Here is a 23,856-nt window from a genome sequence, read left to right on the forward strand (position 1 = left end):
TTGCAAATCTTGTCAGATCAACGGAAAGCCGTCACGGGGCGGGCTTGGTTGCAGACGGCGCGGCGGATTCCCTGTTTTTTGCCGCCTCGCTGAGATCCGCGGTTTCTACGCTGATCACCTTGATGGGGCCTACTGCCGCGAGGGCCGCATATCCTTCTGCAAGCCGGTTGTCCGTTCCGGTCGCCAGTTCCTTGCCATCCATGAAGAACGTGAGGCGGTCGCCGATGGCGTAAAACTCCAGGCAGTGCTCCTCCCCGGGATTCGCACTCGGGCGAGTCGCCACTTTGGCAAGGACGCGATGGGGGGATTTGGGCGGGTCGTCCATGATCAGAATGCTGGAGCCCGTGCCGGAGTCAGACCAGAGCGTGATGCCGTAACGCGGAAGATTGCCGTGCAGACTCGACCGGCGCAGCACCAGTTCCACGTAGCTCCTTCCCGCCTCGAGCACGCGATAGCGGACACGAATCCCGCCGTCGGCGAGCTTTACAGGAAGCTCCTGATTGGTGGATTCCGGCGTCACGGTGACCTCGTGGCCGACCCAGCGTACCACGGGGACGAAAGAGGAGAAAGCTGGGGACGCGGCGCTTGTCGTCGGGACAGCAACAGAAGGCGCAAGCTCCAGTACGCAGCGGAAGCCATAGTTGGGCTGGCGAGTCGATGGCGGGGGAGTGATGCGCCAGGAAGACTGCATGACGCGGGATTTCCCATCATCCGAGGAAGCACCACGCACCAGGCAACTCGCATGCGATGCCGGGTGCAGGTCCACGCACCATTCCCACGCGTTGCCGCCAAGGTCGTAGAGTCCGAGCGGGTTCGCCGCGAAGCTCCCCACGGGCGAACTGTGCACAAAGCCATCGTTGTGGCCGTCGAGCATGATCCTGTTGCCCGTTCGAGACTGCGGATCGTCCCGGAACTCCTCGCCGCTGTAATTGCCGGCGTCCCGCGGCGGAGGCCACTGCGTGCCCCATGGATAGACTGCCGGGATCTTCCCGCTCTTTTCGTTCGGTGGCTTCGCGGCGTCCTCCTGGTCACCGATCCCTGCCACGCAACTCCATTCGTGGTCGCTCGGCAGGCGATAGACTTCGTTCGCGGCGAGCTTGCCGGCCTTGCGCTCGCGCTCCGTCAGCCACGCGCAGAAGGCAGCCGCGTCATCCGAATTCAGGTTCACCGCAGGATGCGTCGCCGCTTGCTGGAAGACAGGCTTCGGCCACTCGCGCTTCGTCTCCTTCGCGAAGGCCTCGTAGTCCTGCACCCGCGTCTCCCAGATGCTGAAGAGCACGCGCTGCTTGTCCGTCGGCCCGCCGGTGATCGGTACGGGGACGAACTTCATGCCGAGGGTGTTGACGAACGGTGCGTCCTTGGTGGCCGCAGCGGGTGTGGAGGCGGAGGGAGTGCCGACACGCCGCATCTCGATGCTGTGATAGGTCACCTCGCTGTTGTACATGCCGATGCCGAAGATGGGGCCGCTCAGTCCGGTGAATACGCCGCTCCATGGAGTGCCGCTGCCGGTTTGTCGGATTTGAGACCAGTCGGCCTTCCAGTGAACGGCTTCGACATCATCCACCATGAGACGCACCTCTTTCGCTCCCACCTGAAGAAGCACGGTGGAGGTTTTGCCCATCGGGATCCATTCTTTGCGCGCTGAAACCATGTCAGAGGGTGTCTTCAGGTCGCGTCCCTCAATCCTTTCGAGCCCCGCTCTGCGCAGGCCATCGAAGTAGACCAGCCCGGGGTAATCAATGCCGATCGATCCGCCTGTGTCGCCCCATCGAAAGGGAAAGAACAATCCGTCCACCGGCCCGCCTGTGCGTGTGAGCCGGCAGCGAATCTCGTAGTCTCCCTCGGGCTGCTTCACGGGCAGCTTGCAAAGAGACCACTTCACGAGATTCACACAGGCGAGACCCTCTTTGCCAGACTTCCAATCACCTCGGACAACGTCACGATCGAGTTTCACGTGAGGCACGAGATCCGTCCAGGTGTCGCCAATGGTGATGCCTGGAGGTGGTGAAGATTCGCTCTTCCCGGACTCCATCTTTTTCATCTCGATGCTGTGAAAGGTGGCCTCGCAATTGAAGATGCCGACGCCGAAGATCGGGTCGCCAGCCACATCGAGGAACATGGAGCCGCCCGCACCGCCTTTTTGCTGGAGCTTTGACCACTCTGCGGGCCAACGGAAGGCCTCCTCGTCATTCACGGAGACGATGACCTCCTTGTCACGCACCTGAAGAAGGATGGTGCAGGCTTTGCCTTTCGGGAGCCACTCCTTGCGCTTGGCCCTGGGGGTGGCGGCGTCACGCATTTCGAGATTTGTGAGATCCTCGATCGTGATCCAGCGCTGGCCGTCGGCGAACTCGGGTAAGTGTGCGAGGGTGTAGTCAATCGGCACATAGCCGCCGGTTCTGCCTTTGCGGAAGGCAAAGAACATGGCGAGGTGCGAGCCCTCGCCGCGCGTCACCTTGTAGCGCAGGTCGTAGTCCGTTCCGGGGTCCTGCACGGGAATGTTGCAGAGGGCCCATTGGGCGCGCTTCGCATGCAGGCCGTTCTCATCCACCGACCACTCGCCGCGAATGACGTCGCGCTGTGGCTGGATGTGGGGGATGAGATTCGTCCACTCGGTGCCGACTGAGGCAGTGGGCGTGGGCGCGGTCCACGTTCTCGCCATAGATGTGGGCGGAACGGATGGCACAGCAGAAGCACTTGCAGGAAGTGGCGCTGCGGCCTCGAACTTCTCCCAGGTGAAGTAACCGCCTGCCAGAAGCACGATGGTGCCTGCCACGATGAGTGCTGAACCCCAAACGCGGTTGTTTTTTGTGAACGGTGCATCTTTTTGATCCGGATGAGGTTGAGCTTTGGTCGCCGGCCTGCCCCCGGCTTGCGTGAGCGCGGTCGTGGAGCCTTTGGTTCCGGTCATGCCTGCGGTTTTCCGATTCTGCACGCCATCCGACGCTAGCGGCTGTCCGCCGGTCACGGTTGTGATGCCGCCGAGATCCGTCTTGATCTCACTGACGCTGGCATAGCGCTCGTGCGGGTCGGTTTGCAGAGCGCGGGCCACGATGTGGTCCCAGTAGGAATCCACACCTGCTTTTTCCGAAGGCGGCTTCCATGCACCCCGTGGCAGCGTGCCGGTGACCATCTGATAGATCATCACACCGAGTGCATAGATGTCCGCACGATGATCCACATTCGCGTCGCCCATGAACTGCTCGGGCGCGGCGTAGTCTGGCGTTCCCATGCCGTACCCGGTCTGGGTGTGGTAGCTGTTCTCGGCGTCAAAACGCTTGGCGAGACCGAAGTCGGCCATCTTGATGCGGCCGTCGCGCGTCAGCAGGATGTTCGCGGGCTTGATGTCGCGATGCACGATGCCGTTGTCGTGGGCGAACTGCAGCGCGTCACAGATCTGCGGCAGCAACTTCAACGCCGTCTCCTGCGTCATCTGGCCGCTGCGGATGACGTTCACCAGATCGGTGCCGTCAATGAACTCCATCACGATGTAAAGGTACTCCGGCCCCGCCTCGCCATAGTCGATCACATTGACGATGTTCGGGTGATTGAGCTGTGCCATGGCCAGCGCCTCGCGGCGGAAGCGTTCCTCAAAGCCCTGATCCTTCGCCCGGTCGCGGCGCATGATCTTGATGGCCACCTTGCGTTGCAAACGCACCTGCGTGCCCTTGTAAACCGCACCCATGCCGCCGGCGCCGAGGAAGCCCTCGACGGTGTAGTTGTCAACCGGCAGCAGCCGCGCGAGTTCCTGTGGCATAGGAACATCCTGAGGATCACGCGAATCCGTCGGCGGCGAGGGGCCCGCCACTCGAATGGTCGCGTCGAGATCGGGCGCGTGATCAGGCTCCGGCATGCGGCCTGACTTCTAGCCTAAAGAGGATGCTGACGTCAAGCTGACACGTATGGAAGCTGCGGTTGATCGCCTAAGAGGAACGTTTCTGTGCGAAGAGCCACTCCCAGAATTCGGGATTCGCGTACGTTTGCGTCCATGAGTCATGGCCGACTTCGGGATAGATCGTGAGTTTGACGGGGGCGTTGATCTTCTTGAGAGCGTCGTAGATCTTGTGGCTGTTTTCGACGGGGACAGCGCCGTCCTTGTCGCCGTGGAAGATCCAGCACGGCATGGTTTTGAGACGCTCGGCGGTCACCCAGCGGACACCCGCGCCGCCGCAGATCGGAGCGATGGCGGCGAAGGCACGGGGATACTCAAACGCGGTCTCCCACGTGCCGAAGCCACCCATGCTGAGGCCGGTGAGGTAAACTCGGCTGGTGTCGATGTGCTCGGTTTTGATGAGGTGGTCGGTGACGGCCTTCACGCCGTGCGGATTCCACAGCTCATTCTTCGGGCACTGCAAGCTGGCGATCACAGCGGGGAACTTTTGACCTTCGGCGATCAACTTCGGCGGACCGTGCTTCTTCAACATTTCCAGATCGCTGCCGCGCTCGCCGCTGCCGTGGAGAAAGATCACGAGCGGCCACTTCTTCTTCGCGTCGGCTTCGTAGCCCTCAGGTTTGCTCAGCAGGTAGCTGTAGTTGACCTTGATGACGAAATCGCCGGTGAAGTTCTGCGGTGTTTGGGTGTCGGCGAGAGCGAATGAAGCGGTGGCAAGAAGGACGACGAGTGATTTGACCATGCGAGCCAAACGATGATCCGCAGGCCACGCTTACGACGGGCGTGATTTTCCCGTGCCCGGAAGAGCGCTGAGGAAGAAGTAGCGCGGCGAACGCAGAAGGTCACCTGCCTCGCGGATTGCCATGCAGAAAAGCAGTTCGTCGAGGCGGCTGCGTGCCTGCTCGTGACTTCTCAAGTGTTTGTCGAGGAAGTCGCGGAGGCGTTTGTTCGCGTTCATCTCGATCGGAATGCTGCCGGCGTTGAGCAGCAGAATGAGCAGGAACACACCCGCGGCGACGAGGATGGCGATGCGTGGAACCATGACGCGGAAGACCATGAGGCCGGTGATGAGAAACACGGCTGCGACAGGCAGATAGCGGCTCATGCGGATGCAGCTCTGACGCCATTTGAGTTCGCCCAGGCTGTCACCGGTCTGCAGGGCGTGCGCGGCTTCATGCAAGGCGGTGGCCCAGGCGGCGAGCGTGGTGCCCTGAGCGGATTCGCGTCGCAAAAACAGGCGGCGGCGGACGGGATCAAAGTAATCGCTGACGACCGCGTTGTGCTCGACGACCTGGACATCCTCGACGCCTTCGGATTTGAGGAACATCAGGGCGATCTCGGCTCCGGTGTGCGCCGTGGGGGCATTGACGCGCGCGCCCTTCATCATCATCGTCTCATACCGGGCCGTCGCCCAGCGAGCGAGGGCGAGTGCGGCAAAGAGGACGACACCGATGAGAATGAGAGGCATGCGGCAACCCTCGCAGCATTACGCGGGCAGGCAAATCGAGTGTGCGACGTTCTTGCAGGACGCTGGGCGGCGTGATTGGATGCGTGCATGATCCGCTTGTTCGTCCTCCTCGCCGCCTGCTGTGTGACAACTGTTTCAATCGCCGGGGAGATTCTCGGGCAGGGCGAGTTTCGGTATCGTGTGGTGCCGGGCTGGGGTCGTGAGGCGCTGGCGCAGGTGAACGTGAAGAACGGACACGCGGTCGTCGTGGACAACTCAGGGCGTCTGCTGTTTCTAACGGACGATCCGAGGAACAATGTGATCATCCTCGATTCTCAGAGCGGCGCCTTGATCAAACATTGGACGGCTCGCATGCCCGGTGCGCACGGCATGAGCGTGGTGAACGAGGGCAACCGTGAGGTGCTGTTCATCACGGACACGCAACTGCATGAGGTGCGTAAGCTGACGCTCGAAGGCGAGGAACTGGCCGTGTTTCCGTGGCCGGAGAAGACGAAGCTCTACGCTGATGCGAAGGAGTACCGGCCCTCGAAAACGATTCACTTCGCGCATGGCGACTTCTGTGTCTTCGACGGCTACGGCAAGGACTACATCTTCCATTATCAGCCGGACGGCACGCTGCTGCGCTGGTGGGGCGGGACCCTTGGGGAAGGGGAGGACCAGTTGAAGCACTGGGGGCCGCATGGCGGAGCGCTGGACGGTCGGGATCCTGCGAACCCGCGCATCATCATTGCGATGAGCGATCAGCAGGAGATCAAACGCTTCACGGCGGAAGGCAGGTTTGTGGACAAGATCCCGATGCCCGGCGGCAATCCGCGTGACATCGTGCTCTGGGGCGAATACGCGATCGTGCCGCATCTGGGCGATCAATGGCCGAAGGACAAAAATGCGCCCGGCTTCATCTCGATTGTGGATCGCGAGTACCGCATCGTTTCGAACATCGGCGCTCCTCCGGCCATGTATGAAAACGGCGTGCTGCAGCCGATGAAGAGCGATGGAACGACCTTCATTCACCCCCACGGCGTGGCCGTGGATGGCGAGGGGAATCTTTATGTGGCGCAGTTCTCATCGCCTGCGGCTCCGCTGCTGAAGCTGGAGCGGCTCAAGTAGCTGCAACTTTGCGCCTTCGGGACGGTTTACCTTCGCGATGAACCCCGAGTCCAGCTATCAGGTTGCCAAAGGGGCGCGGCGGCGGAAGATGCCGCCCATGCGCCCTTTGGTTCTATTTTTTGCCCTCGCCACGACCGCCGTGGCCCAGTCTGAAGGCACCCAGCCTCCGCCGCCGAAACCGGGCGAAGGCGGGCCGCCGCATCGGGATGGAGAACGTCGCGGACCTCCTGGAATGATGCCTGGCAAGGGCAAGCCCCAGCGCGGATTCGACGGCTTTGAAAAGCTGTCGGAGGCTGAGAAGCAGAAGGTGCGCGCCGCCTTTGAAAAGGCTTGGCAGCGGCCAGAGGTGATCGAATCGCGTGACAAGGCGATGAAGGCGAATGAGGACATGCGCAACGTGCTGCACGCCGCGCTCAAGGAGATCGACCCTGAAGTTGTGAGCATCCTCGAAAAGATCAAACCGCCGTTTCCGGTGGACCAGCGCGGCCTGCCGGAGATGCCGAAACCGGACTCGCCCGATTTTGCGCGCATGGCCGCCATCCGCCTTGGTGCCGAGATGCTTTCCGTTTCCAAGCCGGAACGCCGCGAGGAAACCCGCCGCTTTCACGAGCGCATCATGCAAATGCCACGTGTGAAGGAGGAGATGGAAAAGCTCGCCCAGCTGCCGCCTGAGGAACGCATGGCCGCCTTCGGGCATCTGCGCGAAGTGTATCGTGAGGTGGCTGGCGACGAGTTCAGAAAGCTCAGGGAAAAATTCGAGGGCACAGACGGAGGAAGCGCTGGTGGTTTTCGCCGCCCTCCTGCGGATGGTGGCAAACCTCCAGCGCCGGAGAACAAGTAACTTCGATGCCAGGCATGCGCATTCGCTGGCTGGTCGGCCTTCTTTTTACGGTCTCGGTGTTTGCGGGCGACATTCGCGTTCGCGGTTCGATTGTCGGACGCGTTGAAAATGACGGCACGGTGCGATTGCATGGCAGCATCGTCGGCAAGTTTGAAAGCAGTGGCGACATCCGCGTGCGCGGCAGCCTCAACGGCAAAATCGAAAGCGACGGCTCGATTCGCAAGAGCGGCAGCTTGGTCGGCAAGATCGAAAGCAACGGTGACGTGCGCAAGAGCGGCAGCATCGTCGGTCGCATCGAGTCGAACGGTGACGTGCGCGACCGCGGCAGCATCGTGGGTCGGGCCGAGGGCATGACAAACGAGCAGGCAGCAGTACTGTTCTTCTTTGACTTCTTTGACGTCAGATGACAAAAAAGCCCGGCTTTTATGGCCGGGCTTTTCAGTGAAAAGTCGAGATTCGCGGCTCAATCTCCGCCGCCGGCGACCTTCGGCGAGTTGCCGAGAGCATCCTTGATGGCGGCCACCGCGTAATCGCGGTTGAGCTTGGTGATCCAGCGGACGCTGATTTCCTTCGGGCAGGCGGCTTCGCACTCGTATTGGTTGGTGCAGTTGCCGAAGCCTTCCTTGTCCATCTGACGCACCATGCCGAGCGTGCGGCGGTCCTTCTCGGGCTTGCCCTGTGGCAGGAGATTGAGCTGGCCGGCCTTGGCGGAGACGAAGAGCATGGCGCTGGCGTTTTTGCAGGCGGCCACGCAGGCACCACAGCCGATGCATTCGGCGGCATCCATCGCGGCATCGGCGATTTCTTTGCCGATAGGCAGCGCGTTGGCATCCTGCGGAGCGCCGGTGCGCACGCTGACGAAACCACCGGCCTGCTGGATGCGATCAAACGCGCCGCGATCGACGACGAGATCCTTGATGACCGGAAAGGCCTTCGCGCGGAACGGCTCGATCCAGATCGTGTCGCCGGTGCGGAACTTGCGCATGTGAAGCTGGCAGGTCGTGGTGGCCTTCTCGGGGCCATGTGGCACGCCGTTGATCTGCATGGAGCACATGCCGCAGATGCCTTCTCGGCAGTCGTGGTCGAATGCGACGGGCTCCTCGCCCTTCGCGATGAGGCGCTCGTTCACGATGTCCATCATTTCGAGGAATGAGGCGTGATCCGGGATCTCCGGCGCTTCGATGTCCTGGAAGTGACCGGGCTGGCCTGCGTTTTGACGCCAGACTTTGAGGTGAAGATTGAGTTGGGACATGGGACGTTGAAAAAGGCGTTATTTGTAGCTGCGCACGGCGAGGTGGACTTCTTCAAAGGAGAGCGGCTCCTTGTTGAGCGTAGGTTTGCCGTAGTCGCCGGTGTATTCCCAGGCGGCGGCGTAACAGAAGTTTTCGTCGTCGCGTTTGGCCTCGCCATCCGGGTATTGGTATTCGCTGCGGAAGTGACCGCCGCAGCTTTCCTCGCGATGACGGGCGTCGAGGCAGAGCAGTTCGGCGAATTCCATGAAGTCGGCCACGCGTCCGGCTTTTTCGAGCTCGGGATTGCAGGCGTCGCCGCTGCCGGGGACGAACAGATTCGTTTTGAACTCTTCGCGCAGCTCAGGAATGCGCTTCAAAGCCTCGGTCAGTCCTTCCTTTGTGCGCGCCATGCCGCACTTGTCCCAGACGAGGAGGCCGAGTTCGCGGTGGAAGCTGTCCACGCTGCGCTTGCCCTTGTTGCTGAGGAAGTGCTTCGTCTGCGCGTTGCAGTCTTCGAGCGCCTTCTTGAACTCCGGATGCTCGGTGGTGATACTGCCCGGCTTCTGACCGACGAGGTAGTTCGCGATGGTGGTCGGGATGACGAAATACCCATCGGCAAGGCCCTGCATGAGCGCGGAGGCGCCCAGACGGTTCGCGCCGTGGTCGGAGAAGTTGGCCTCGCCGAGCACGTGCAGGCCGGGGAGGTTGCTCATCAGATTGTAGTCCACCCACAGGCCGCCCATCGTGTAGTGCACGGCGGGGTAGATGCGCATCGGTTGCTTGTAGGCGCTCTCGCCGGTAATGCGCTCATACATTTCGAAAAGATTGCCGTAACGCTCGGCGATGGTGTTGGCACCAAACTGCTGGATGGCTTCCGCGAAGTCGAGATACACGCCGCGACCGCCGGGGCCCACGCCACGTCCGTCATCGCAGGCTTCCTTCGCAGCGCGGGACGAAATGTCACGCGGGGCAAGGTTGCCAAAGCTCGGATACTTGCGCTCGAGGTAGTAATCGCGATCGGCCTCGGCGATCTGCGAAGGCGCCTTGCCGCAATCTTCCTTCTTCTTCGGCACCCACACGCGGCCGTCGTTGCGGAGCGACTCGGACATGAGCGTCAGCTTGCTCTGGTAGTCGCCGCTCACCGGAATGCATGTCGGATGAATCTGCGTGTAGCAGGGATTCGCGAAGAACGCACCTTTCTTGTGCGCGCGCCATGTCGCGGTGACGTTGCAGCCCATCGCGTTCGTGGAGAGGTAGAAGACGTTGCCGTAGCCGCCGGTGCAAAGCAGCACCGCATCGCCCGCATGCGCCTCAATTTTGCCGGTGACGAGATTGCGTGTGATGATGCCCTTCGCGTGACCATCGACGGTCACGATGTCGAGCATCTCCGTGCGCGGATACATCTGCACACCGCCTGCGGCGATTTCCTTGTTCAGCGCCGAGTAGGCACCGAGCAGCAACTGCTGCCCGGTCTGACCACGCGCATAAAACGTGCGGCTCACCTGGGCGCCGCCGAAGGAGCGATTCGCCAGCATGCCGCCGTATTCGCGGGCAAAGGGCACGCCCTGCGCCACGCATTGGTCGATGATGTTCACGCTGACCTCGGCCAGACGATGCACATTGGCCTCGCGGGCGCGGAAGTCGCCGCCTTTGACTGTGTCGTAGAAGAGACGATGCACGCTGTCGCCGTCGTTCTGGTAGTTCTTCGCCGCGTTGATGCCGCCCTGCGCTGCGATCGAGTGTGCGCGACGTGCGGAATCCTGGAAGCAGAAGCACTTCACCTTGTAGCCCAGTTCCGAGAGCGTCGCCGCAGCCGAAGAACCGGCGAGACCGCTGCCCACGACGAGCACGGTGAACTTGCGCTTGTTCTTCGGATTGATGAGCTTCGAGTCCTGCTTGTGCTTGGACCACTTCATGGCCATCGGGCCGGAGGGAATGTGAGAGTCGAGAGACATGGCGAAAAAGGCGGAGAGCTAAGGGCGGAGGGCGAAGAGTCAGATTCAGCGGCCGTAGCCGAAGAGCCAGATGGCGAGGACGATGGCGGCGTTTCCGGCGAAGATGAGTCCGGCGAAGGCGTAACCGGCCTTTTTAAAGAGCGGCTCGGTCTTGTCCGTGCTGATGCCGAGCGTCTGGAAGAGGCTGCTGAAGCCGTGGCTCAGGTGGCTGCACAGCAGTCCCATGGCAATGAGGTAGAAAATGGACGCAGGCGCCCAGGAGAAGCCCGCGATGACCATGCGATAGACATCGTGGACGGTTTCGCCGTGCAGCGTGGTCTTATAAGTCGCGTAGTCATTGCCGGCACGGACGGTGAAGTGCAGCAGGTGATACACGATGAAGGCCAGGATCGTCAGGCCGCTCCAGATCATGATGTGGGAGGACTTGCTGCTCACCTGCGCCTTCTGCATGCCGTATTTGTCCTGCCGTGCGTCCCGGTTGGCTTTGGTCAGCGAGATCGTGGCGACGATGTGAATCACGACCGCCGTCAGCAGGCCGATGCGGGCGATCCAGACGCCGCCGCCGTGCAGCATGGTCTGGAGCATGTGGCCGTATTCATTGATGGCGTCCTTGCCGACGAAAATCAGCAGGTTGCCAATCATGTGGCCGAGAACGAATCCGATCAGCACGAGGCCCGTCAGGGCCACCAGGATTTTCTTGCCGATGGAGGACGCGTAAAATCGCGAAAGGGAGTCAAAAACAGCGCTCATGTGGGGAGTGGGCCATCATCATGGAGATACGCTGTCACCGTGCAAGCCGAGCGTGCATTTTTCCTGCCAAATCGCTGCTGCGATCTTGTCTCAAACCCGCTCGATCGCCATCGCGATGCCCATGCCGCCGCCGATGCACAGGCTGGCGATGCCGCGATGCTGGCCGTGGTCTTCCAAGTAGTGCAGCAGGGTGACCAAAACGCGGGCTCCGCTGGCCCCTATCGGGTGGCCGAGGGCGATGGCCCCGCCGCGTGGATTGACCTTCGTGGCGTCGAGGCCGAGTTCCTTGATGCAGCCGAGGGTTTGGACGGCGAACGCCTCGTTGATCTCCACGGCATCGATGTCACCGAGGCTCCAACCGGTTTGAGCGCATACTTTCTGAATGGCTCCGACCGGACCAAGGCCCATCAACGCCGGGTCGCAGCCGACGGCAGCGCAGGCGATGATCCGGGCTTTCGGTTTCAACCCGTGACGTGACACAGCCTCTTCGCTGGCAAGCAGGACCAAGGCAGCACCATCGTTGATGCCGGAGGCGTTTCCAGCGGTCACGGTGCCGTCTTTGCGGAAGGCAGGCTTTAGTTTCGCGAGTGATTCGGCGGTTGTGTCGGCGCGCGGATGTTCGTCTTCGGTCAGATCGCTTACAGGAATGATCTCACGGCTCAAACCCGCACGATTCGCCGCGACACGGCTTTGACTGAGCGCAGCGAAGGCGTCTTGTTCAACCCGAGTGATGCCATGTTTGTCGGCAATGCGCTCTGCCGTCTCGCCCATGCCGATCTTGAGCAGCGGGTCGGTCAGGCCATCGACAAACATTGCGTCCTGCAGCGACGAATCGCCGAGCTTTTTGCCAAAGCGCAGATCTGTCGCGTAATGCGGTGCGCGGCTCATCGATTCGACACCACCAGCGAGAATGAGATCACTTTCGCCGCTACGGATGGCATCGGCGGCTAGAGCCACGGCTTTTAACGAAGAGCCGCAGGCCATGTTCACGGTGAACGCGGGCACGTCCTGAGGAATGCCGAGCTTGAGGCCGATTTGACGCGCCACATTCATGCCCGCACCCGCTTGCAGCACCTGACCGAGAATGACCTGCTGAATATGCGGACGCAGTTCCTTTGGCAACATCGCCTCGCCGAGCGTGTGACCGAGTTCAGTGGGGGAAAGCGCCTTCAGTCCGCCGCCGAATCTTCCGATGGGCGTGCGCTTGGCTTCGATGATGTAAACGGGCTTCATGGGATGGTGCGGATGGTTTCGGCGAGCAGGGGCGTGAATTGCATCTGATCAAGCACATCGCGCTGCAAATCGAGTCCGGCGGCGATTTCGACGAGGCGCAGCCCCTGCGGTGTGAGTTCAAACACGGCGCGTTCAGTGACGTAAATCACCTGCTGCCCGTTTTGCAGCGCCGTGGGGCCGTGAAAGCAGACGTGCTGGAGCGATCGCACAAACTTGGCATTTCCCTTCGCCTGGAACGTGCAGCAGAACACCAGACGGCGTGCGCTTTGAGCGATGTTCACGAATCCGCCGACGCCGGCGAAACGATCCGCGAAGCTGGCGACGTTTACGCTGCCTTCGGCATCGACCTCAACCGCGCCAAGTACCGCGATGTCGAGCCCGCCGCCGTCGTAGAAGTCGAATTGCGAAGGCTGGTCGATCACGGCTTCCGGAAAGTGGCTGCAACCAAAGCTGAGGCCGGACGCGGGCACGCCGCCGGTGGGACCGCTTTCGACGGTGAGCGTGAACTCCTGCAAGCGTCCCGTCTCCGCGGCGACCATGGCCACGGCTTCTGGCAAGCCGATGCCAAGATTCACGATGTCGCCCTGTCGAATCTCGCGCAGGGCACGTGTGCCGATTTGTTTGCGCTCGGATTCGGGCATGACGGGCAGTTCGAAGCTGCCGTCGCCGGTGACGACAAAGTCTTCGTTGAAGACCTCGCCAAATGTCTGGTCGTGCTGCACGCCCGAGGATGTGACGACATAATCGACGAGAATACCCGGCACGCGCACGGCCTTCGGATCCGGCAGTTGATCCACAACGCTCTCCACCTGCGCGATGACGATGCCGCCATGGTTCTTCGCCGCCTGCGCCATCGGCAGCACCTCGCTGATCAGGCCTTCGCATTCCATGCTCAGATTGCCGCCATGGTCCGCATACGTCGCGCGAATGAGCGCCACATGAATGGGCATCGGCCTGTAACGCAGCCACGTCTCGCCATCCAGTTCGATGCGTTCGACGAGCGGCTCGGTCGTGCGTGCGTTGAGCATCCCTCCGCCGTGAATCGGATCGATGAAGGTGTTCATGCCGACCTTCGTGATCAATCCCGGCCGCTTCGCCGCAATCTCGCGCGTGAGCACACTGAGCACGCCCTGCGGCAGATTGTAGGCTTCGACTTCATTCGCGAGCGCGAGTGCGCCGAGCTTCGGCGCGAGGTTCCAATGACCGCCGACAATGCGTTTGAGCAATCCGCGATGCGCGAGGTGGTTCATGCCGCGCTCCGCACGATCACCTTGTCCCGCGCAATAGTAGAGAGTGAGATCGTTCGGCGTGCCGGTTTGCAGGAAGCGGCGCTCCAAGGCCGAGGTGAGCATCTCCGCGTGCCCGGCACCGACAAAGCCGCTGACCGCCACCGTGGCGCCGCTTGGAATGGCGGCGACGGCTTCGTCGGCAGTGGCGATGACGGCTGGTGAACGCATCAGCCTCTCCAGCCGCCGTTGATTTCGATTGTTTGCCCCGTCACGTAGCTGGCCAGCGGCGAGCAGAGGAAGAGCACGACGTTCGCGACTTCCTCGGTCGTGCCGAATCGTGCGAGGGGAACGTTTTTGATCATCTCGGCGCGGACACTCTCGGGAATGGTGGCAGCCATGGCGGTGTCGATGACACCCGGTGCGATCGCATTGGCGCGAATCTGCTTCTTCGCTGCTTCACGACTGAGCACGCGCATCATGGCCTGCACACCGGATTTGGCCGAGGCGTAGTTGGCCTGGCCGAAGAAGCCCTGGATGGCCGCGATGCTGCCGAAGCTCACGATCGCGCCGTGATCGCGCATGATCTCGAGGGCGTATTTGCAGCAGTAGAACACGCCGGAGAGGTTCACATCGATGACCGCGTCCCATTCATCGAGCCCCATCTTGGCGATGGTGCGGTCCTTGATGATGGCGGCGTTGTTGATGAGATAATCGAGTCCGCCGTGACGGGCCTGAACATCTCCCATCATGGTTTGCACCTGTTCGGGCTTGGAAACATCGGCTGCGATGATGCTGGCGCTGTCGGTGCGGGCGAGATTGAGTTCATCAGCGAGCGTCTGCGCATCTTCCGTGGTGCCCGGTGTGCCGAGGTGATTGAGCACCACTGTGGCACCGGCGCGGTGAAATGTCCGGGCCACCTGGGCGCCGATGCCCTGCGATGCGCCGGTGACGAGGGCGACTTTGTCTGTGAGGTCGATGTTGATCATGATTGAATGGCGGACAGTTAAACGGGCATTCGATGTTTGTCATTGCCGACAGCCTGTGGCATAAACAAGTCAGTTATGGTCAAAAAGCTCCTCCACACCCGCTACCGGGTGAACGATCTCGAGAAAACGGTGAACTTCTACACCCAGGTGCTCGGCCTGAAGGAAATCCGCCGCCACAAGTCGCCACGAGGATCGGAACTCGTCTTTCTGCAGACGCCGAACAGCGATGAACTCATCGAGATCTGCAGTTATCCAGCCAGCGGGCAGGTTACGTTTTGCAGCGATCTGACGCACCTCGCGTTCGAGGTAGACAGCATTGAGGAATTTGCGAAACATTCCGCCGCGCTTGGCTATCCGCTGTCTGACGGCCCGACGCAGAGCTCCAGCGGCGTTTTTGCCTTTATTGACGCCCCCGAGGGGTATGAGATAGAACTGATCGAATACCGGAAATAATCTGACTCACGAACGACATGGACTTTGACTGGATCGGCGCCGCCTTCGACCTCACCCAACTTCCTCCCAAGGACATTGAGGAGTCGTTCGAGGATCCGTTCTCGATCAAATTGCTGCCTGACGGCCAGCACGAGGACGCCGAGGCCCGTTACTACAACCTGGGCAAGTCACTGCAGGGCAAGCCGGTGTACAGCGTGTTCTGGACGGACGGCAAACGCTACCGTGTCGTTTTTGCCCGGCTCATGACCCCGGGAGAGCACGACTTCTTTGAACGCAAGAAGGCGGAGGAAATGTGAGTTCACTTAACACCCTCATGGAGACCTCATCTGCCGACTTAAAACCCATCCGTGCGTGGAAGGACGTGCCTGCCTTTGAGTCCGAGGAGGCGGAGGGGCGGTTTTGGGCGGAGCATCAGCTCGATGCCCGTCTGATGCAGTCCTCGATTCATCGGGCGGATGTCCGCGAGTCCACCACGATCACGCTGCGCTTCGACCCGCGCATGCTCAGCCGCATCAAGCGTGTGGCCCGCCGCCGCTACCTGAACTATCAAAGCATGATCAAGCAGTGGCTGAGCGAGCGGATGGAGCAGGAACTGAAGGATTGAGGCATGAAAAACCCGCGCTCCGTTTCCGAAGCGCGGGTGTGAAACGGACGGCTCAGATCAAATCGAGCTCTTGAGCGCGGAGGAAGCGACGAATCGAACGGTTCTGGAGGCTTTGATTTCGACCGGTTCCTTGGTCTTTGGATTGCGTCCCATGCGTGCCTTGCGGTCCACCGGTTTGAAGGTGCCGAATCCGATCAGTTGGACCGGTCCTTGTTTGACACCCTTGGTGATGGCATTGAGCACGGCGTCGAGGGCGTCAGAGGCGGCACGCTTGGAGGTGTCACCACCGAGGATTTCCTGCACGGAATCGATGAGTTGAGCTTTGTTCATGGAAGTGTTTGGGATTCGTAGTTGGATTGAAAGCGGGTCTGTTCCAGAATGAATGCGGCGGGGCGTTTTTTATCGCGTGTTCCACTTCGTTTCACAATCATAAATTCCTTCTTCTGATCATGGGAAAACTAAAGAAATTCCTGCTTTCTGAGTCACAGCCTTCTGTAGCCGGTGATGTGTTCATCGCGCCCGGCGCCATCGTGGTGGGAGCGGTTGAACTGCATGCCGAATCCAGCGTGTGGTACGGCTCTGTTTTGCGTGGAGACATCAATCACATTGTTGTCGGTGCCCAAAGCAACGTGCAGGACGGCAGCGTTCTGCATGTGAGCGATGACTTTGCCTGCGTGCTGGGGGACCGCGTGAGCGTGGGGCATCGTGCCGTGGTGCATGCCTGCACCGTGGAAGACGAAGTGCTTGTGGGAACGGGTGCGATCATCATGGATGGTGCGCAGATCGGAGCACGCAGCATTGTTGCCGCCGGGGCGCTGGTGACAAAAAACACGATCATCCCCGAGGGTTCGCTGGTCATGGGCTCGCCAGCTCGAGTGGTCCGCGCCCTGTCGCCGGAGGAGAGGCAGGCCAATGCGAAGCTTGCTCTGAAGTATGTTGAGGTGTCGCGTCGCTATCGGGAGCTGGGGCTTGGTGGGGATGCGGTGCGGGTTCGAAGCGGGTCAGCTTAGGCACAGAAAAACCCACCCTGTGTGTTGCCATCTTGCTGCGTGCGGTTTTTAGTTGGTTCCAATGAACAAGGACGTCATCGAGGTACAGGTGCGCGCGGTGTTGCCGTTGGAGGGCAGCTTTGCCGTGTTTCTGGGCAATGAAACCAAGGTCTTCGTGATCTACATTGATGAGTCCGTCGGTACGGCCATCTCGCTGTTCATGCGCGGAGTCTCGAAGGAGCGGCCGCTCACGCATGACCTCGTCGGCCACCTGCTGCTGGCCTTCGGCGCGAAAGTGGAACGCGTGGTCATCAACAACATCAATGGCAGTGTCTTTCATGCGCGGCTGATCATCTCCGCGGAGAACGAACTGCACACGACGCGCAAGGTGATCGAGCTTGATGCGCGTCCGAGCGACAGCATCGCGATGGCGGTGCAGCAGAGCGCACCGATCTTTGTTGCGCAGAAGGTGTGGGACGCGGTCGAAGATGTGAGCGAAACCCTTGCCCAGATTGAAAAGAAGGGGCTGGAGGCCCAGCAGGCTGCGGAGACTTCAGAGGACGACGACGAGATCGAGGAACTCAGCGATGAAGACATCAATACCATCGCAGGCCTTGAGCCAAACAAGGACGACGAGGACTACGATGACGGCTTCGGTGATGACGACGATGAGGAAGGCGAGGAATGGAAGAAGGCGGACGGCTGAGGCGTCCGCTTCCGCATTTGCTCTGTCAGCGTTGCATCAAGGCATTGCGCAGTCGCAGCGCCTCGCCGTAACCGGGGGCGATGCTTAACGCCTTGTCCAGTGCTGCAACGGCCTCCTGCCTGCGGTTTTGCTGGGCGAGGATCGTCGCGCGGGCATAGGGGATGCCAGGATCACGTGGGTCGGCGAGTTCACCGCGTTGAAGCGCTTCGAGCGCACCTGCAATGTCTCCCTGCCCGTTTTTGGCGAGTCCAAGATTGTACCATGCGCGAGACAAGCCGGGATCCAGCCGCGTGGCTTCCTGCAGCGACTGGATGACGCCCTCCATGTCGCCAGTTTCGGCGAGCGCGAGTCCGAGTTCGTAACGATACTCGGCGTGTTTGGGCGCGAGTTTGATCGCATCACGCAGCTTGGCGATCGCCAGCAGGGTCTGGCCGGTGGTGCTGTACATCATCGCCAGATCATGATGGAAGGGGGGCGAGTTCGGGTCCCAGCGGATGGCGGTTTCCATGTGCTGGATGGCGCTGGTGGTGTTTTGCCGGGCAAATTCGAATTGTGCGAGCTGCATCTGACCGCTGGGCTGGTCGGCGTTCCAGTGAAGCATGTGCTGCAGGTCTTTGCCGGCGGCGGAATCGAGATTCAGACTGTCCCGCAGAGCCCAGGCGGCGGAGACGCGCACACCGCGGACGGGATCATTGAGCAACGATTCGATGGACGATCGGATGGAGCCGCTTTGCATCATCGGCTCGAGCGTACGGATGGCGCTTTCACGCACGAGCGGATGAGCGTGCTGAAGCTGGGCGCTGACGGCGGATTGAACCGAAGGCTGATCGATCCAACGGTCCAGCAGCAGGGTCGCACTGGCCTTCCAGTGCGGGATTTCGTCGCTGCCGAGCAATTCAACGAGCCCGTCCCTGGCTTCCACATTCCCATGGCGCGCTTTGGCGATCAGCGTGGCACGGGTGCGCGTCTTGCGGTTCATTTTGTCACCCCACCACTTCTGCGTGGCTTCGAGCGCCCAGTCGGTGTCTTTGTCGGTGTGGCACTTGTTGCACGCGTTGGGAATGTTGAACTGCTTGGTGAGAAGCGGATCAGGAATGGTGAAGCCGTGGTCATGGCGCGAGTGGCGCTGCATGTACACTGTTTGCGGCATGTGGCAGTTCACGCACTGGCCGCCGGCGCCAGCCGCCTGATGAAAGGTGTGTGCGTCTGGAACGATGGGAGGCGCGTTCGGGAACCCGCCCGGTGTGTGGCAGCGCATGCAGAGCTGATTGCCGGGCAGAATCGTTTTCATGCTATGCATGTCATGGCAGTCCATGCAGCGGACTCCGGCGTGGTACATGCGGCTGCTGAAGAAGCTGGCGAACTCGTAGTCCTCGTCGCGAATCTGGCCGTCCGGGTAATAGGTGTCGGTCTGGTCGGTGATGGTGAGGTGGTAGTGGTCCCAGAAGGATTCGCCGGGCACGAAGTCGCCGGTGACTTCGCCACGCCGGGCGTGACAGCCGGCGCAGTTTTCGATGTGCTGATCGCGCGTCCATTTCACGAGGGTGGGATCGCCTTTGGCTCCGGGATGCGCGTGCTGCCACTCGTTGTGCGGCTTCATGGGGCCGTGGCATGCCTCGCAGCTCACGGACATTTCAGCCATGGTGGTGTGGTAGCCGTCCGTCTTGGTGTCGTAATTCTTGCGCAGGCGCGTGTTGTGGCAGGTGGCGCACATCTGGTTCCACACCATGCCGCGTCCGGTCCAGTGCCCCCACTCGCCGGGTTTGCGATCCTCATCGCCATACACGTCGAACCATTCGTTCTTGTGCGGGTCCAGGCAGGCCTCCATCGCCTGCATGCGACCGTTGCCTCCGCTCACGAGGAACTGCCGCAACGGATCATGACCGATGACGCGCTCAACGCGATAAGGCGTGATCTTGTCGCCGAAGCCGAGGGCGATGAGTTTGTAGTCGCTGCCATTTTTGCGAACTTCGGTGGTTTGCGTGCCGTGCTTGAAGCTGCGAGGAGGCACGAAGCCGGGATCATCGAGCTTTGGGTCGGGTTTGCGTTCCGCGAGACCGTGGTGGGAGCTCTGCCACTTGGCGAATTGATCGGCGTGACATTCGCGGCAGCTCTGCGAACCGCCATATTGGGAGAATGCCGCCTTTTCATCCGGCATAACATACGGATCCACCTTGGCGAGCGATATGACCGGCGGCGCAGGCAGCGGGGTGTACTTTTTCTGCGGCCATAACGCCCAGGCGACAAGGAGGCCGATGGCCGCAACGATGCCGCCGAGAAACAGCCCCGCCTTCCACGATGGTGTGGGCGGCTGGCGGGCTGGCGGGGCTTTTTTCTTCATGAGTCCGCCAGACTAGGCGGACGTGAAGCTCACGCAAGACGCGAGGACCGCTCAAAAATCGAGATAGATCTCGGCGCGGCGGTTGTGGCTGCGGCCTTCAGGGTTGTCGGAGCCGTCCTTCTTCTTGTTTGGACTGAGCGGCTGGGCTTTGCCGAGGGCTGCAGTCTCTACCTGAGCGGGGGGGACGCCGAGTGCGACGAGCTGCTGCTTCACTGCTTCGGCACGAGTGCGGGAGAGATGGATGTTGTAGCTGTCCTCGCCTTTTTCGTCGGTGTGGCCGGCGATGCGCAGTTTCTTGGAAGGATCGGCCTTCATGAGTGCAGCAATGACTTCGATCTGCTTCTGGGCACGCGGATGCAACTCGGCGCGGTCGTACTCGAAGTAGAGCGCCAGCGACTCGCCGCCTTTGGGGTTCTTCACGATGGGGGTGTAGGGCACGCCAAGTTTGGAGGCGCTTTTGGCGAAGGAGCCGAGGATGTCGGAGAGATTCAGCCCCACGATCTGCCAGGGATGGGCGATGTCGGCGCGCTTGAGTTCGATGCCGAACTCGGTGCTCTGCTGAAGCGTTTCCGACTGCACCTGTGCAATGACCCAGGAAACTTCGGGGTTGGCGATGGTGATGATGAGGGGCTTGCCGGGGTTCAGGGCGTACTGGCCTTCTTCAAAGACGATGCAAAGGCCGACCAGGCGCTCGACCGGTACCTTGCTGTCGTCCACGAACTCGCGGGCGGCGGAGAAATCATGCTTCAGGAGATGCCGGACAAAGTCACTCGCAAAGGCCAGCGCATCCGTGCCGTCATCCACGGTGAAAAGCTGCTTGGTGGGAGCCAGCATTCCCGGACGAGGCGGGGGGACAGCGCCGACAGCACCAGCCGCCAGACCTGGAGGAGGTGGCGCAGGCATGACCGCCACGACGCTGCTCATGGACTTCGGAAGGGTGGCTTTGGCAATCTTCCAGCCCATTCGTTCATCGCGCTCGAGATCGAGCTGGATGTGCACCGTTTCCGTCGAGCCTGGTTTGGTGAAAGGAACCGCGAGACGGGTGCGGTTTTCCACCAGACCGAGCAGCTCCACCTGGTCTTCGGCGCCTGGCTTGTAACCCATTTCAGCGAGCTTTTGGAACAGCTGGGCCGCGCTTTCGGACTGGGCCTCATCTGCGGCTGCGGCGAGTTTGCCCGCCGAGGCAAAATCACCGGCGGTGAGGCTGCGTGCGAGTTGCCTGCCCAGATCCAGCGGGCGGGCGAAGGCGAAAGCCACCGGAGCGGGCTTTGGAGCAGGCGGGGGCTCGACCTTGGGCGGCATTGCAGGTGCCACGGGAGTTCCCGCTTTGGCCGCATCGGCGGCTGCTTTCCCCGGTTCACCGGCGGGCGTCGTTCCACCCGCGGCAGCGGGGGCTGCGGCCTCCTGCGCATTCCCCTGCATCTTCTTTTTGGTGAACAGGAAGAAAATGGCGGTGCTCAGGGCCAGAGCCATTACCACGATCAAAATGGGTACAATGCTGCCGCCGTGGACGGAACGGTCGGAGAGGGAACGGGACGAATGTTGCATGGCCGGGAGGAGGCTGTCCTGTGACAGCAGCAAAGATGCCACCACGGGCGGTCATGAATCAAGGCTTATTATGCGCCCGGTCTTGCTCAGCGCTTCTCGTCGGTCCCGGTGGTGGTCTGGCCACCGCGCATCTTCGCCTTCAGCCGGGACCAGAAGTCATCACCGCTTTTGGGTTCGTCTCCAGTGGAACCGGTGGTGCCGCCTTTGAAGGAGGGGACTTCCACGCTGGCAGTGCGGGAACCGTCGCTGTTGGTGTCTGCAAGCGCCCGGCCATAGGGGGCGAAATTGTTCACCGGCACGTCGTATTTCTGCATGCTGGAGGACAGCACGCGCCGCGCGTTGATGAAGGCGGTGGGGCTGTAGTAGTTCGAGTTGTCGCGGGCGAACTGGGACCGGTTCATCCCGATGTGGAGGTTCTTGCGCACTTCAAAGTGCAGATGCACGGGGTACATGCCGTTGTTGCCGCCCATGAGACCGATCAACTGGCCCTTCTCCACAAGTTGATGCAGCTTCACCTTGCGCTCAAGCAGGTGGCCGTACAGGGAGTCCACCATCGCAATCTTGCCGTCCGCCTCGCGGAAGATGTGGCGCACCAGGATGCAGTTGCCCCAGCCAACGCCGATGTTCTGGGAGAAGATCACCACACCGCGGCCCATCGCATAAATGGGAGCACCGAGGTCGGTGTCGCCGCCGCCACGGCCGTTCCAGTCCTCGCCGAGGTGGCCGTTGGGCCAGTAGCCGCGTGCCTTGTAGTAGCCATCGGCATCCGGTTTGCCCACGGGAAAGTCGAAACCGTCTGCGAGGCGCACACGGATCGTCGATCCCGACTGCGCGTTCGCTTCGCTTGCGAACAGGAGGGCGCTGCATGCGCAAATCATGACCCGCCACAGGGAGAGGCGTCTGCGCAGAACATTCGTGGTTGGATTGGAGGCACTGGCTGGCATGCCGAGAGGGGCGAGGAAGGTAGCCGGAATCGTTGCAAAGGCCAGCTTGAAAACCATCGTCGTGCAAGAGATGGGCGGCTGGTTGCGAAATTTCCAGAGTCAATGCATCGAGTGAAGTGCGTTCGCTTGCAAAGCTCGCTCCCTGCCCGACTGTCACCGTTTCCGCCACCAAACTTCTCCCAACCGCTCATGCCAGACTGGCTCGCGATCATTCTCCTCGGCATCATCGAAGGTGTCACCGAATTCCTGCCCATCTCCTCCACCGGGCATCTCCTCATCCCGCAAAACCTCGGCCTGCTGCCTTCGAAGAGCGACCTTTTCAACGTGGTGATCCAGAGCGGCGCGGTGCTCGCTGTCCTGGCAGTTTTCGCGCAACGGGTGAAGCATCTGGCGACCACTTTGGCAGACCCAGGTACCCGGGATTATCTGACGAAGCTGTTTGTATCCTTTTTCATCACGGCAGTTGGCGGACTGGCGCTCAAAAAGTTTGGCATCAAGCTTCCGGAGACCATCCCACCCGTCGCCTGGGCCACGTTGATCGGCGGATTCATCATCCTGGTGCTTGAGTTACTTCACAAGGACAAGCCTGGCACGACAGACATCACCTGGACGGTCGTGGTTGCCGTGGCACTGGCGCAGTTGCTCGCAGCGGTGTTTCCCGGCACCTCGCGTTCCGGGGCCAGCATCCTGATGGCACTGGCATTCGGTGTGGCGCGGCCTGCAGCCACGGAATTCTCCTTTTTGCTGGGCATTCCCACCTTGATGGCTGCAGGTGCGTTTAAAATCCTGTCCGCCATCAAGGACGGTGAGGCCGGGAGCGAGGACTGGGGCATGGTTGTCCTTGGCACCGTGGTGTCCGCCATCTGCGCTTTTATCGTGGTAAAGTGGCTCATTCGTTTTGTGCAGGGACACACGTTCAATGGCTTCGCGTGGTATCGCATCGTCCTCGGCGGTGCGTTGCTCGCCTGGGCCGCCAGCGGAGGAGGTCACTGATCATGCTCACGCTCGCCCGCGGCTGGTTTCGCCGCTCAATTTTCAAAACTATCCGCTTCCTGAAGCACCCGCGCAAACTGCGGGAACGGCCCGTGATGCGGTGGTTCGCACGTCACTTTCTCGACAAGCAGGTGTGGAAGCCCACGCAGCACACGCTCGCCGGCGGCACAGCCGTGGGCATGTTCATCACTCTGCAGCTGCTGCCCATCCAGACACCTTCCGCCGTTATTCTTGCCGCCATTTTCCGCGTCAATATTCCCATCGCCATCGCGCTCTGCTGGTTGAGCAATCCGTTCACCATTCCGTTTCTTGCCTGGCTGGAATATGCCGTTGGAAAGTGGTTTCTCGCGTTGTACACCACCGTTCCTGCCACTCCGTTTCCGCAGCATCTGCCTGATTCGATGGTCGATGCCTGGGTGGTCCTTAAGGAGCATGCCCCGGTCATGCTGATGGGAGGCATTCTCATCGGGGCCGTCGCGGCGCTCGTCAGCTACGTTGCCACTTGGGGCGTCTGGGAGGTCGGCTCACGAATCGAACTTGCGCGAAAGCTTCGTGAGACCAAGGCGACCGTTGTTTGATCATCTA

At 61.1% G+C, this 23,856-nt stretch carries 23 protein-coding genes; 10 read left to right on the forward strand and 13 right to left on the reverse strand.

What is annotated here, in order from left to right; genetic code table 11:
• Positions 1-31: 31 nt before the first annotated feature.
• From KDL09_RS22870 to KDL09_RS22880, 3 genes are all read right to left on the reverse strand, one after another.
• The gene (locus KDL09_RS22870; RefSeq protein ID WP_294390417.1) at positions 32-3,853 is read right to left on the reverse strand and encodes a bifunctional serine/threonine-protein kinase/formylglycine-generating enzyme family protein; all 3,822 of its coding nucleotides are present in this window, start codon (positions 3,851-3,853) and stop codon (positions 32-34) included.
• A gap of 70 nt (positions 3,854-3,923) precedes the next feature.
• Positions 3,924-4,634 (reverse strand): prolyl oligopeptidase family serine peptidase, encoded by a 711-nt coding sequence (locus KDL09_RS22875; RefSeq protein WP_294390423.1) that lies wholly within the window; start codon positions 4,632-4,634, stop codon positions 3,924-3,926.
• A 30-nt stretch (positions 4,635-4,664) separates the two neighbouring features.
• The gene (locus tag KDL09_RS22880; protein WP_294390428.1) at positions 4,665-5,360 is read right to left on the reverse strand and encodes a zinc metallopeptidase; all 696 of its coding nucleotides are present in this window, start codon (positions 5,358-5,360) and stop codon (positions 4,665-4,667) included.
• A gap of 87 nt (positions 5,361-5,447) precedes the next feature.
• On the opposite strand from KDL09_RS22880, the gene KDL09_RS22885 reads away from it, so the two are divergent.
• The 3 genes from KDL09_RS22885 (at position 5,448) to KDL09_RS22895 (ending at position 7,715) form a co-directional block, all read left to right on the forward strand.
• Entirely contained in the window at positions 5,448-6,467 is a 1,020-nt protein-coding gene (locus KDL09_RS22885) for a hypothetical protein (protein ID WP_294390431.1), read from the forward strand.
• Positions 6,468-6,564: 97 nt separating this feature from the next.
• Positions 6,565-7,308, forward strand: coding sequence for a hypothetical protein (locus tag KDL09_RS22890; protein ID WP_294390433.1), 744 nt, complete (start codon positions 6,565-6,567; stop codon positions 7,306-7,308).
• A gap of 14 nt (positions 7,309-7,322) precedes the next feature.
• On the forward strand, positions 7,323-7,715 hold the full coding sequence (locus KDL09_RS22895; RefSeq protein WP_294390435.1) for a polymer-forming cytoskeletal protein: 393 nt from the start codon (positions 7,323-7,325) through the stop codon (positions 7,713-7,715).
• 56 nt (positions 7,716-7,771) lie between these two features.
• On the opposite strand, the gene KDL09_RS22900 is transcribed toward KDL09_RS22895, so the two are convergent.
• The 6 genes from KDL09_RS22900 to KDL09_RS22925 all read right to left on the reverse strand — a co-directional run bounded on the left by KDL09_RS22900 (position 7,772) and on the right by KDL09_RS22925 (position 14,693).
• Entirely contained in the window at positions 7,772-8,560 is a 789-nt protein-coding gene (locus KDL09_RS22900) for a succinate dehydrogenase/fumarate reductase iron-sulfur subunit (RefSeq protein ID WP_294390438.1), read from the reverse strand.
• A gap of 18 nt (positions 8,561-8,578) precedes the next feature.
• Complete coding sequence (locus KDL09_RS22905; protein WP_294390441.1) at positions 8,579-10,495, reverse strand: fumarate reductase/succinate dehydrogenase flavoprotein subunit; 1,917 nt, start codon at positions 10,493-10,495, stop codon at positions 8,579-8,581.
• Positions 10,496-10,540: 45 nt separating this feature from the next.
• The gene (locus KDL09_RS22910) at positions 10,541-11,245 is read right to left on the reverse strand and encodes a succinate dehydrogenase cytochrome b subunit (RefSeq protein ID WP_294390444.1); all 705 of its coding nucleotides are present in this window, start codon (positions 11,243-11,245) and stop codon (positions 10,541-10,543) included.
• A gap of 90 nt (positions 11,246-11,335) precedes the next feature.
• On the reverse strand, positions 11,336-12,478 hold the full coding sequence (locus tag KDL09_RS22915; RefSeq protein WP_294390446.1) for a thiolase family protein: 1,143 nt from the start codon (positions 12,476-12,478) through the stop codon (positions 11,336-11,338).
• Positions 12,475-13,935: a malonate decarboxylase subunit alpha gene (locus KDL09_RS22920; RefSeq protein WP_294390450.1), complete on the reverse strand. Its 1,461-nt coding sequence runs from the start codon at positions 13,933-13,935 to the stop codon at positions 12,475-12,477. The genes KDL09_RS22915 and KDL09_RS22920 overlap by 4 nt, the downstream gene beginning before the upstream one ends.
• Positions 13,935-14,693 carry an SDR family NAD(P)-dependent oxidoreductase gene (locus KDL09_RS22925; RefSeq protein WP_294390453.1) on the reverse strand — a complete coding sequence of 253 codons (759 nt, stop codon included), beginning with the start codon at positions 14,691-14,693 and terminating at the stop codon, positions 13,935-13,937. Before KDL09_RS22925 ends, KDL09_RS22920 begins: the two co-directional genes overlap by 1 nt.
• Positions 14,694-14,768: 75 nt before the next feature.
• On the opposite strand from KDL09_RS22925, the gene KDL09_RS22930 reads away from it, so the two are divergent.
• The 3 genes from KDL09_RS22930 to KDL09_RS22940 are packed head-to-tail and all read left to right on the forward strand — an operon-like array spanning position 14,769 to position 15,750.
• Positions 14,769-15,146 (forward strand): VOC family protein, encoded by a 378-nt coding sequence (locus tag KDL09_RS22930; protein ID WP_294390456.1) that lies wholly within the window; start codon positions 14,769-14,771, stop codon positions 15,144-15,146.
• Between the two features lie 17 nt (positions 15,147-15,163).
• Complete coding sequence (locus KDL09_RS22935) at positions 15,164-15,442, forward strand: BrnT family toxin (protein ID WP_294390458.1); 279 nt, start codon at positions 15,164-15,166, stop codon at positions 15,440-15,442.
• A 17-nt stretch (positions 15,443-15,459) separates the two neighbouring features.
• Positions 15,460-15,750: a CopG family antitoxin gene (locus KDL09_RS22940; RefSeq protein ID WP_294390460.1), complete on the forward strand. Its 291-nt coding sequence runs from the start codon at positions 15,460-15,462 to the stop codon at positions 15,748-15,750.
• A 57-nt stretch (positions 15,751-15,807) separates the two neighbouring features.
• Here the strand turns inward: KDL09_RS22940 and KDL09_RS22945 are convergent, their stop codons facing one another.
• Positions 15,808-16,080, reverse strand: a complete 273-nt coding sequence (locus KDL09_RS22945; protein ID WP_294390461.1) for an HU family DNA-binding protein — start codon at positions 16,078-16,080, stop codon at positions 15,808-15,810.
• A gap of 119 nt (positions 16,081-16,199) precedes the next feature.
• On the opposite strand from KDL09_RS22945, the gene KDL09_RS22950 reads away from it, so the two are divergent.
• Positions 16,200-16,760, forward strand: coding sequence for a gamma carbonic anhydrase family protein (locus KDL09_RS22950; RefSeq protein ID WP_294390463.1), 561 nt, complete (start codon positions 16,200-16,202; stop codon positions 16,758-16,760).
• Between the two features lie 61 nt (positions 16,761-16,821).
• Complete coding sequence (locus KDL09_RS22955) at positions 16,822-17,445, forward strand: bifunctional nuclease family protein (RefSeq protein WP_294390466.1); 624 nt, start codon at positions 16,822-16,824, stop codon at positions 17,443-17,445.
• 25 nt (positions 17,446-17,470) lie between these two features.
• Here KDL09_RS22955 and KDL09_RS22960 read toward each other — a convergent pair whose 3' ends face one another.
• The 3 genes from KDL09_RS22960 to KDL09_RS22970 all read right to left on the reverse strand — a co-directional run bounded on the left by KDL09_RS22960 (position 17,471) and on the right by KDL09_RS22970 (position 22,212).
• The gene (locus KDL09_RS22960; protein WP_294390469.1) at positions 17,471-19,786 is read right to left on the reverse strand and encodes a tetratricopeptide repeat protein; all 2,316 of its coding nucleotides are present in this window, start codon (positions 19,784-19,786) and stop codon (positions 17,471-17,473) included.
• Positions 19,787-19,837: 51 nt separating this feature from the next.
• Positions 19,838-21,334, reverse strand: a complete 1,497-nt coding sequence (locus KDL09_RS22965; RefSeq protein ID WP_294390472.1) for an OmpA family protein — start codon at positions 21,332-21,334, stop codon at positions 19,838-19,840.
• Between the two features lie 86 nt (positions 21,335-21,420).
• Entirely contained in the window at positions 21,421-22,212 is a 792-nt protein-coding gene (locus tag KDL09_RS22970; protein ID WP_294390477.1) for a M23 family metallopeptidase, read from the reverse strand.
• A 255-nt stretch (positions 22,213-22,467) separates the two neighbouring features.
• Here KDL09_RS22970 and KDL09_RS22975 point away from each other — a divergent pair, with 255 nt between their 5' ends.
• Entirely contained in the window at positions 22,468-23,271 is an 804-nt protein-coding gene (locus tag KDL09_RS22975) for an undecaprenyl-diphosphate phosphatase (RefSeq protein WP_294390484.1), read from the forward strand.
• A 2-nt stretch (positions 23,272-23,273) separates the two neighbouring features.
• Positions 23,274-23,849, forward strand: coding sequence for a DUF2062 domain-containing protein (locus tag KDL09_RS22980; protein ID WP_294390487.1), 576 nt, complete (start codon positions 23,274-23,276; stop codon positions 23,847-23,849).
• Positions 23,850-23,856: the final 7 nt, after the last annotated feature.

Origin of the sequence: Prosthecobacter sp. (assembly GCF_020439865.1) — a bacterium.
Classification (GTDB): Bacteria; Verrucomicrobiota; Verrucomicrobiia; order Verrucomicrobiales; family Verrucomicrobiaceae; genus Prosthecobacter.

Coding starts and splice junctions, on each gene's coding strand:
- KDL09_RS22870 (WP_294390417.1), bottom strand. CDS start 3,853: ATGCCGGAGCCTGATCACGCGCCCGATCTCGACGCGACCATTCGAGTG.
- KDL09_RS22875 (WP_294390423.1), bottom strand. CDS start 4,634: ATGGTCAAATCACTCGTCGTCCTTCTTGCCACCGCTTCATTCGCTCTC.
- KDL09_RS22880 (WP_294390428.1), bottom strand. CDS start 5,360: ATGCCTCTCATTCTCATCGGTGTCGTCCTCTTTGCCGCACTCGCCCTC.
- KDL09_RS22885 (WP_294390431.1), top strand. CDS start 5,448: ATGATCCGCTTGTTCGTCCTCCTCGCCGCCTGCTGTGTGACAACTGTT.
- KDL09_RS22890 (WP_294390433.1), top strand. CDS start 6,565: ATGCGCCCTTTGGTTCTATTTTTTGCCCTCGCCACGACCGCCGTGGCC.
- KDL09_RS22895 (WP_294390435.1), top strand. CDS start 7,323: ATGCGCATTCGCTGGCTGGTCGGCCTTCTTTTTACGGTCTCGGTGTTT.
- KDL09_RS22900 (WP_294390438.1), bottom strand. CDS start 8,560: ATGTCCCAACTCAATCTTCACCTCAAAGTCTGGCGTCAAAACGCAGGC.
- KDL09_RS22905 (WP_294390441.1), bottom strand. CDS start 10,495: ATGTCTCTCGACTCTCACATTCCCTCCGGCCCGATGGCCATGAAGTGG.
- KDL09_RS22910 (WP_294390444.1), bottom strand. CDS start 11,245: ATGAGCGCTGTTTTTGACTCCCTTTCGCGATTTTACGCGTCCTCCATC.
- KDL09_RS22915 (WP_294390446.1), bottom strand. CDS start 12,478: ATGAAGCCCGTTTACATCATCGAAGCCAAGCGCACGCCCATCGGAAGA.
- KDL09_RS22920 (WP_294390450.1), bottom strand. CDS start 13,935: ATGCGTTCACCAGCCGTCATCGCCACTGCCGACGAAGCCGTCGCCGCC.
- KDL09_RS22925 (WP_294390453.1), bottom strand. CDS start 14,693: ATGATCAACATCGACCTCACAGACAAAGTCGCCCTCGTCACCGGCGCA.
- KDL09_RS22930 (WP_294390456.1), top strand. CDS start 14,769: ATGGTCAAAAAGCTCCTCCACACCCGCTACCGGGTGAACGATCTCGAG.
- KDL09_RS22935 (WP_294390458.1), top strand. CDS start 15,164: ATGGACTTTGACTGGATCGGCGCCGCCTTCGACCTCACCCAACTTCCT.
- KDL09_RS22940 (WP_294390460.1), top strand. CDS start 15,460: ATGGAGACCTCATCTGCCGACTTAAAACCCATCCGTGCGTGGAAGGAC.
- KDL09_RS22945 (WP_294390461.1), bottom strand. CDS start 16,080: ATGAACAAAGCTCAACTCATCGATTCCGTGCAGGAAATCCTCGGTGGT.
- KDL09_RS22950 (WP_294390463.1), top strand. CDS start 16,200: ATGGGAAAACTAAAGAAATTCCTGCTTTCTGAGTCACAGCCTTCTGTA.
- KDL09_RS22955 (WP_294390466.1), top strand. CDS start 16,822: ATGAACAAGGACGTCATCGAGGTACAGGTGCGCGCGGTGTTGCCGTTG.
- KDL09_RS22960 (WP_294390469.1), bottom strand. CDS start 19,786: ATGAAGAAAAAAGCCCCGCCAGCCCGCCAGCCGCCCACACCATCGTGG.
- KDL09_RS22965 (WP_294390472.1), bottom strand. CDS start 21,334: ATGCAACATTCGTCCCGTTCCCTCTCCGACCGTTCCGTCCACGGCGGC.
- KDL09_RS22970 (WP_294390477.1), bottom strand. CDS start 22,212: ATGATTTGCGCATGCAGCGCCCTCCTGTTCGCAAGCGAAGCGAACGCG.
- KDL09_RS22975 (WP_294390484.1), top strand. CDS start 22,468: ATGCCAGACTGGCTCGCGATCATTCTCCTCGGCATCATCGAAGGTGTC.
- KDL09_RS22980 (WP_294390487.1), top strand. CDS start 23,274: ATGCTCACGCTCGCCCGCGGCTGGTTTCGCCGCTCAATTTTCAAAACT.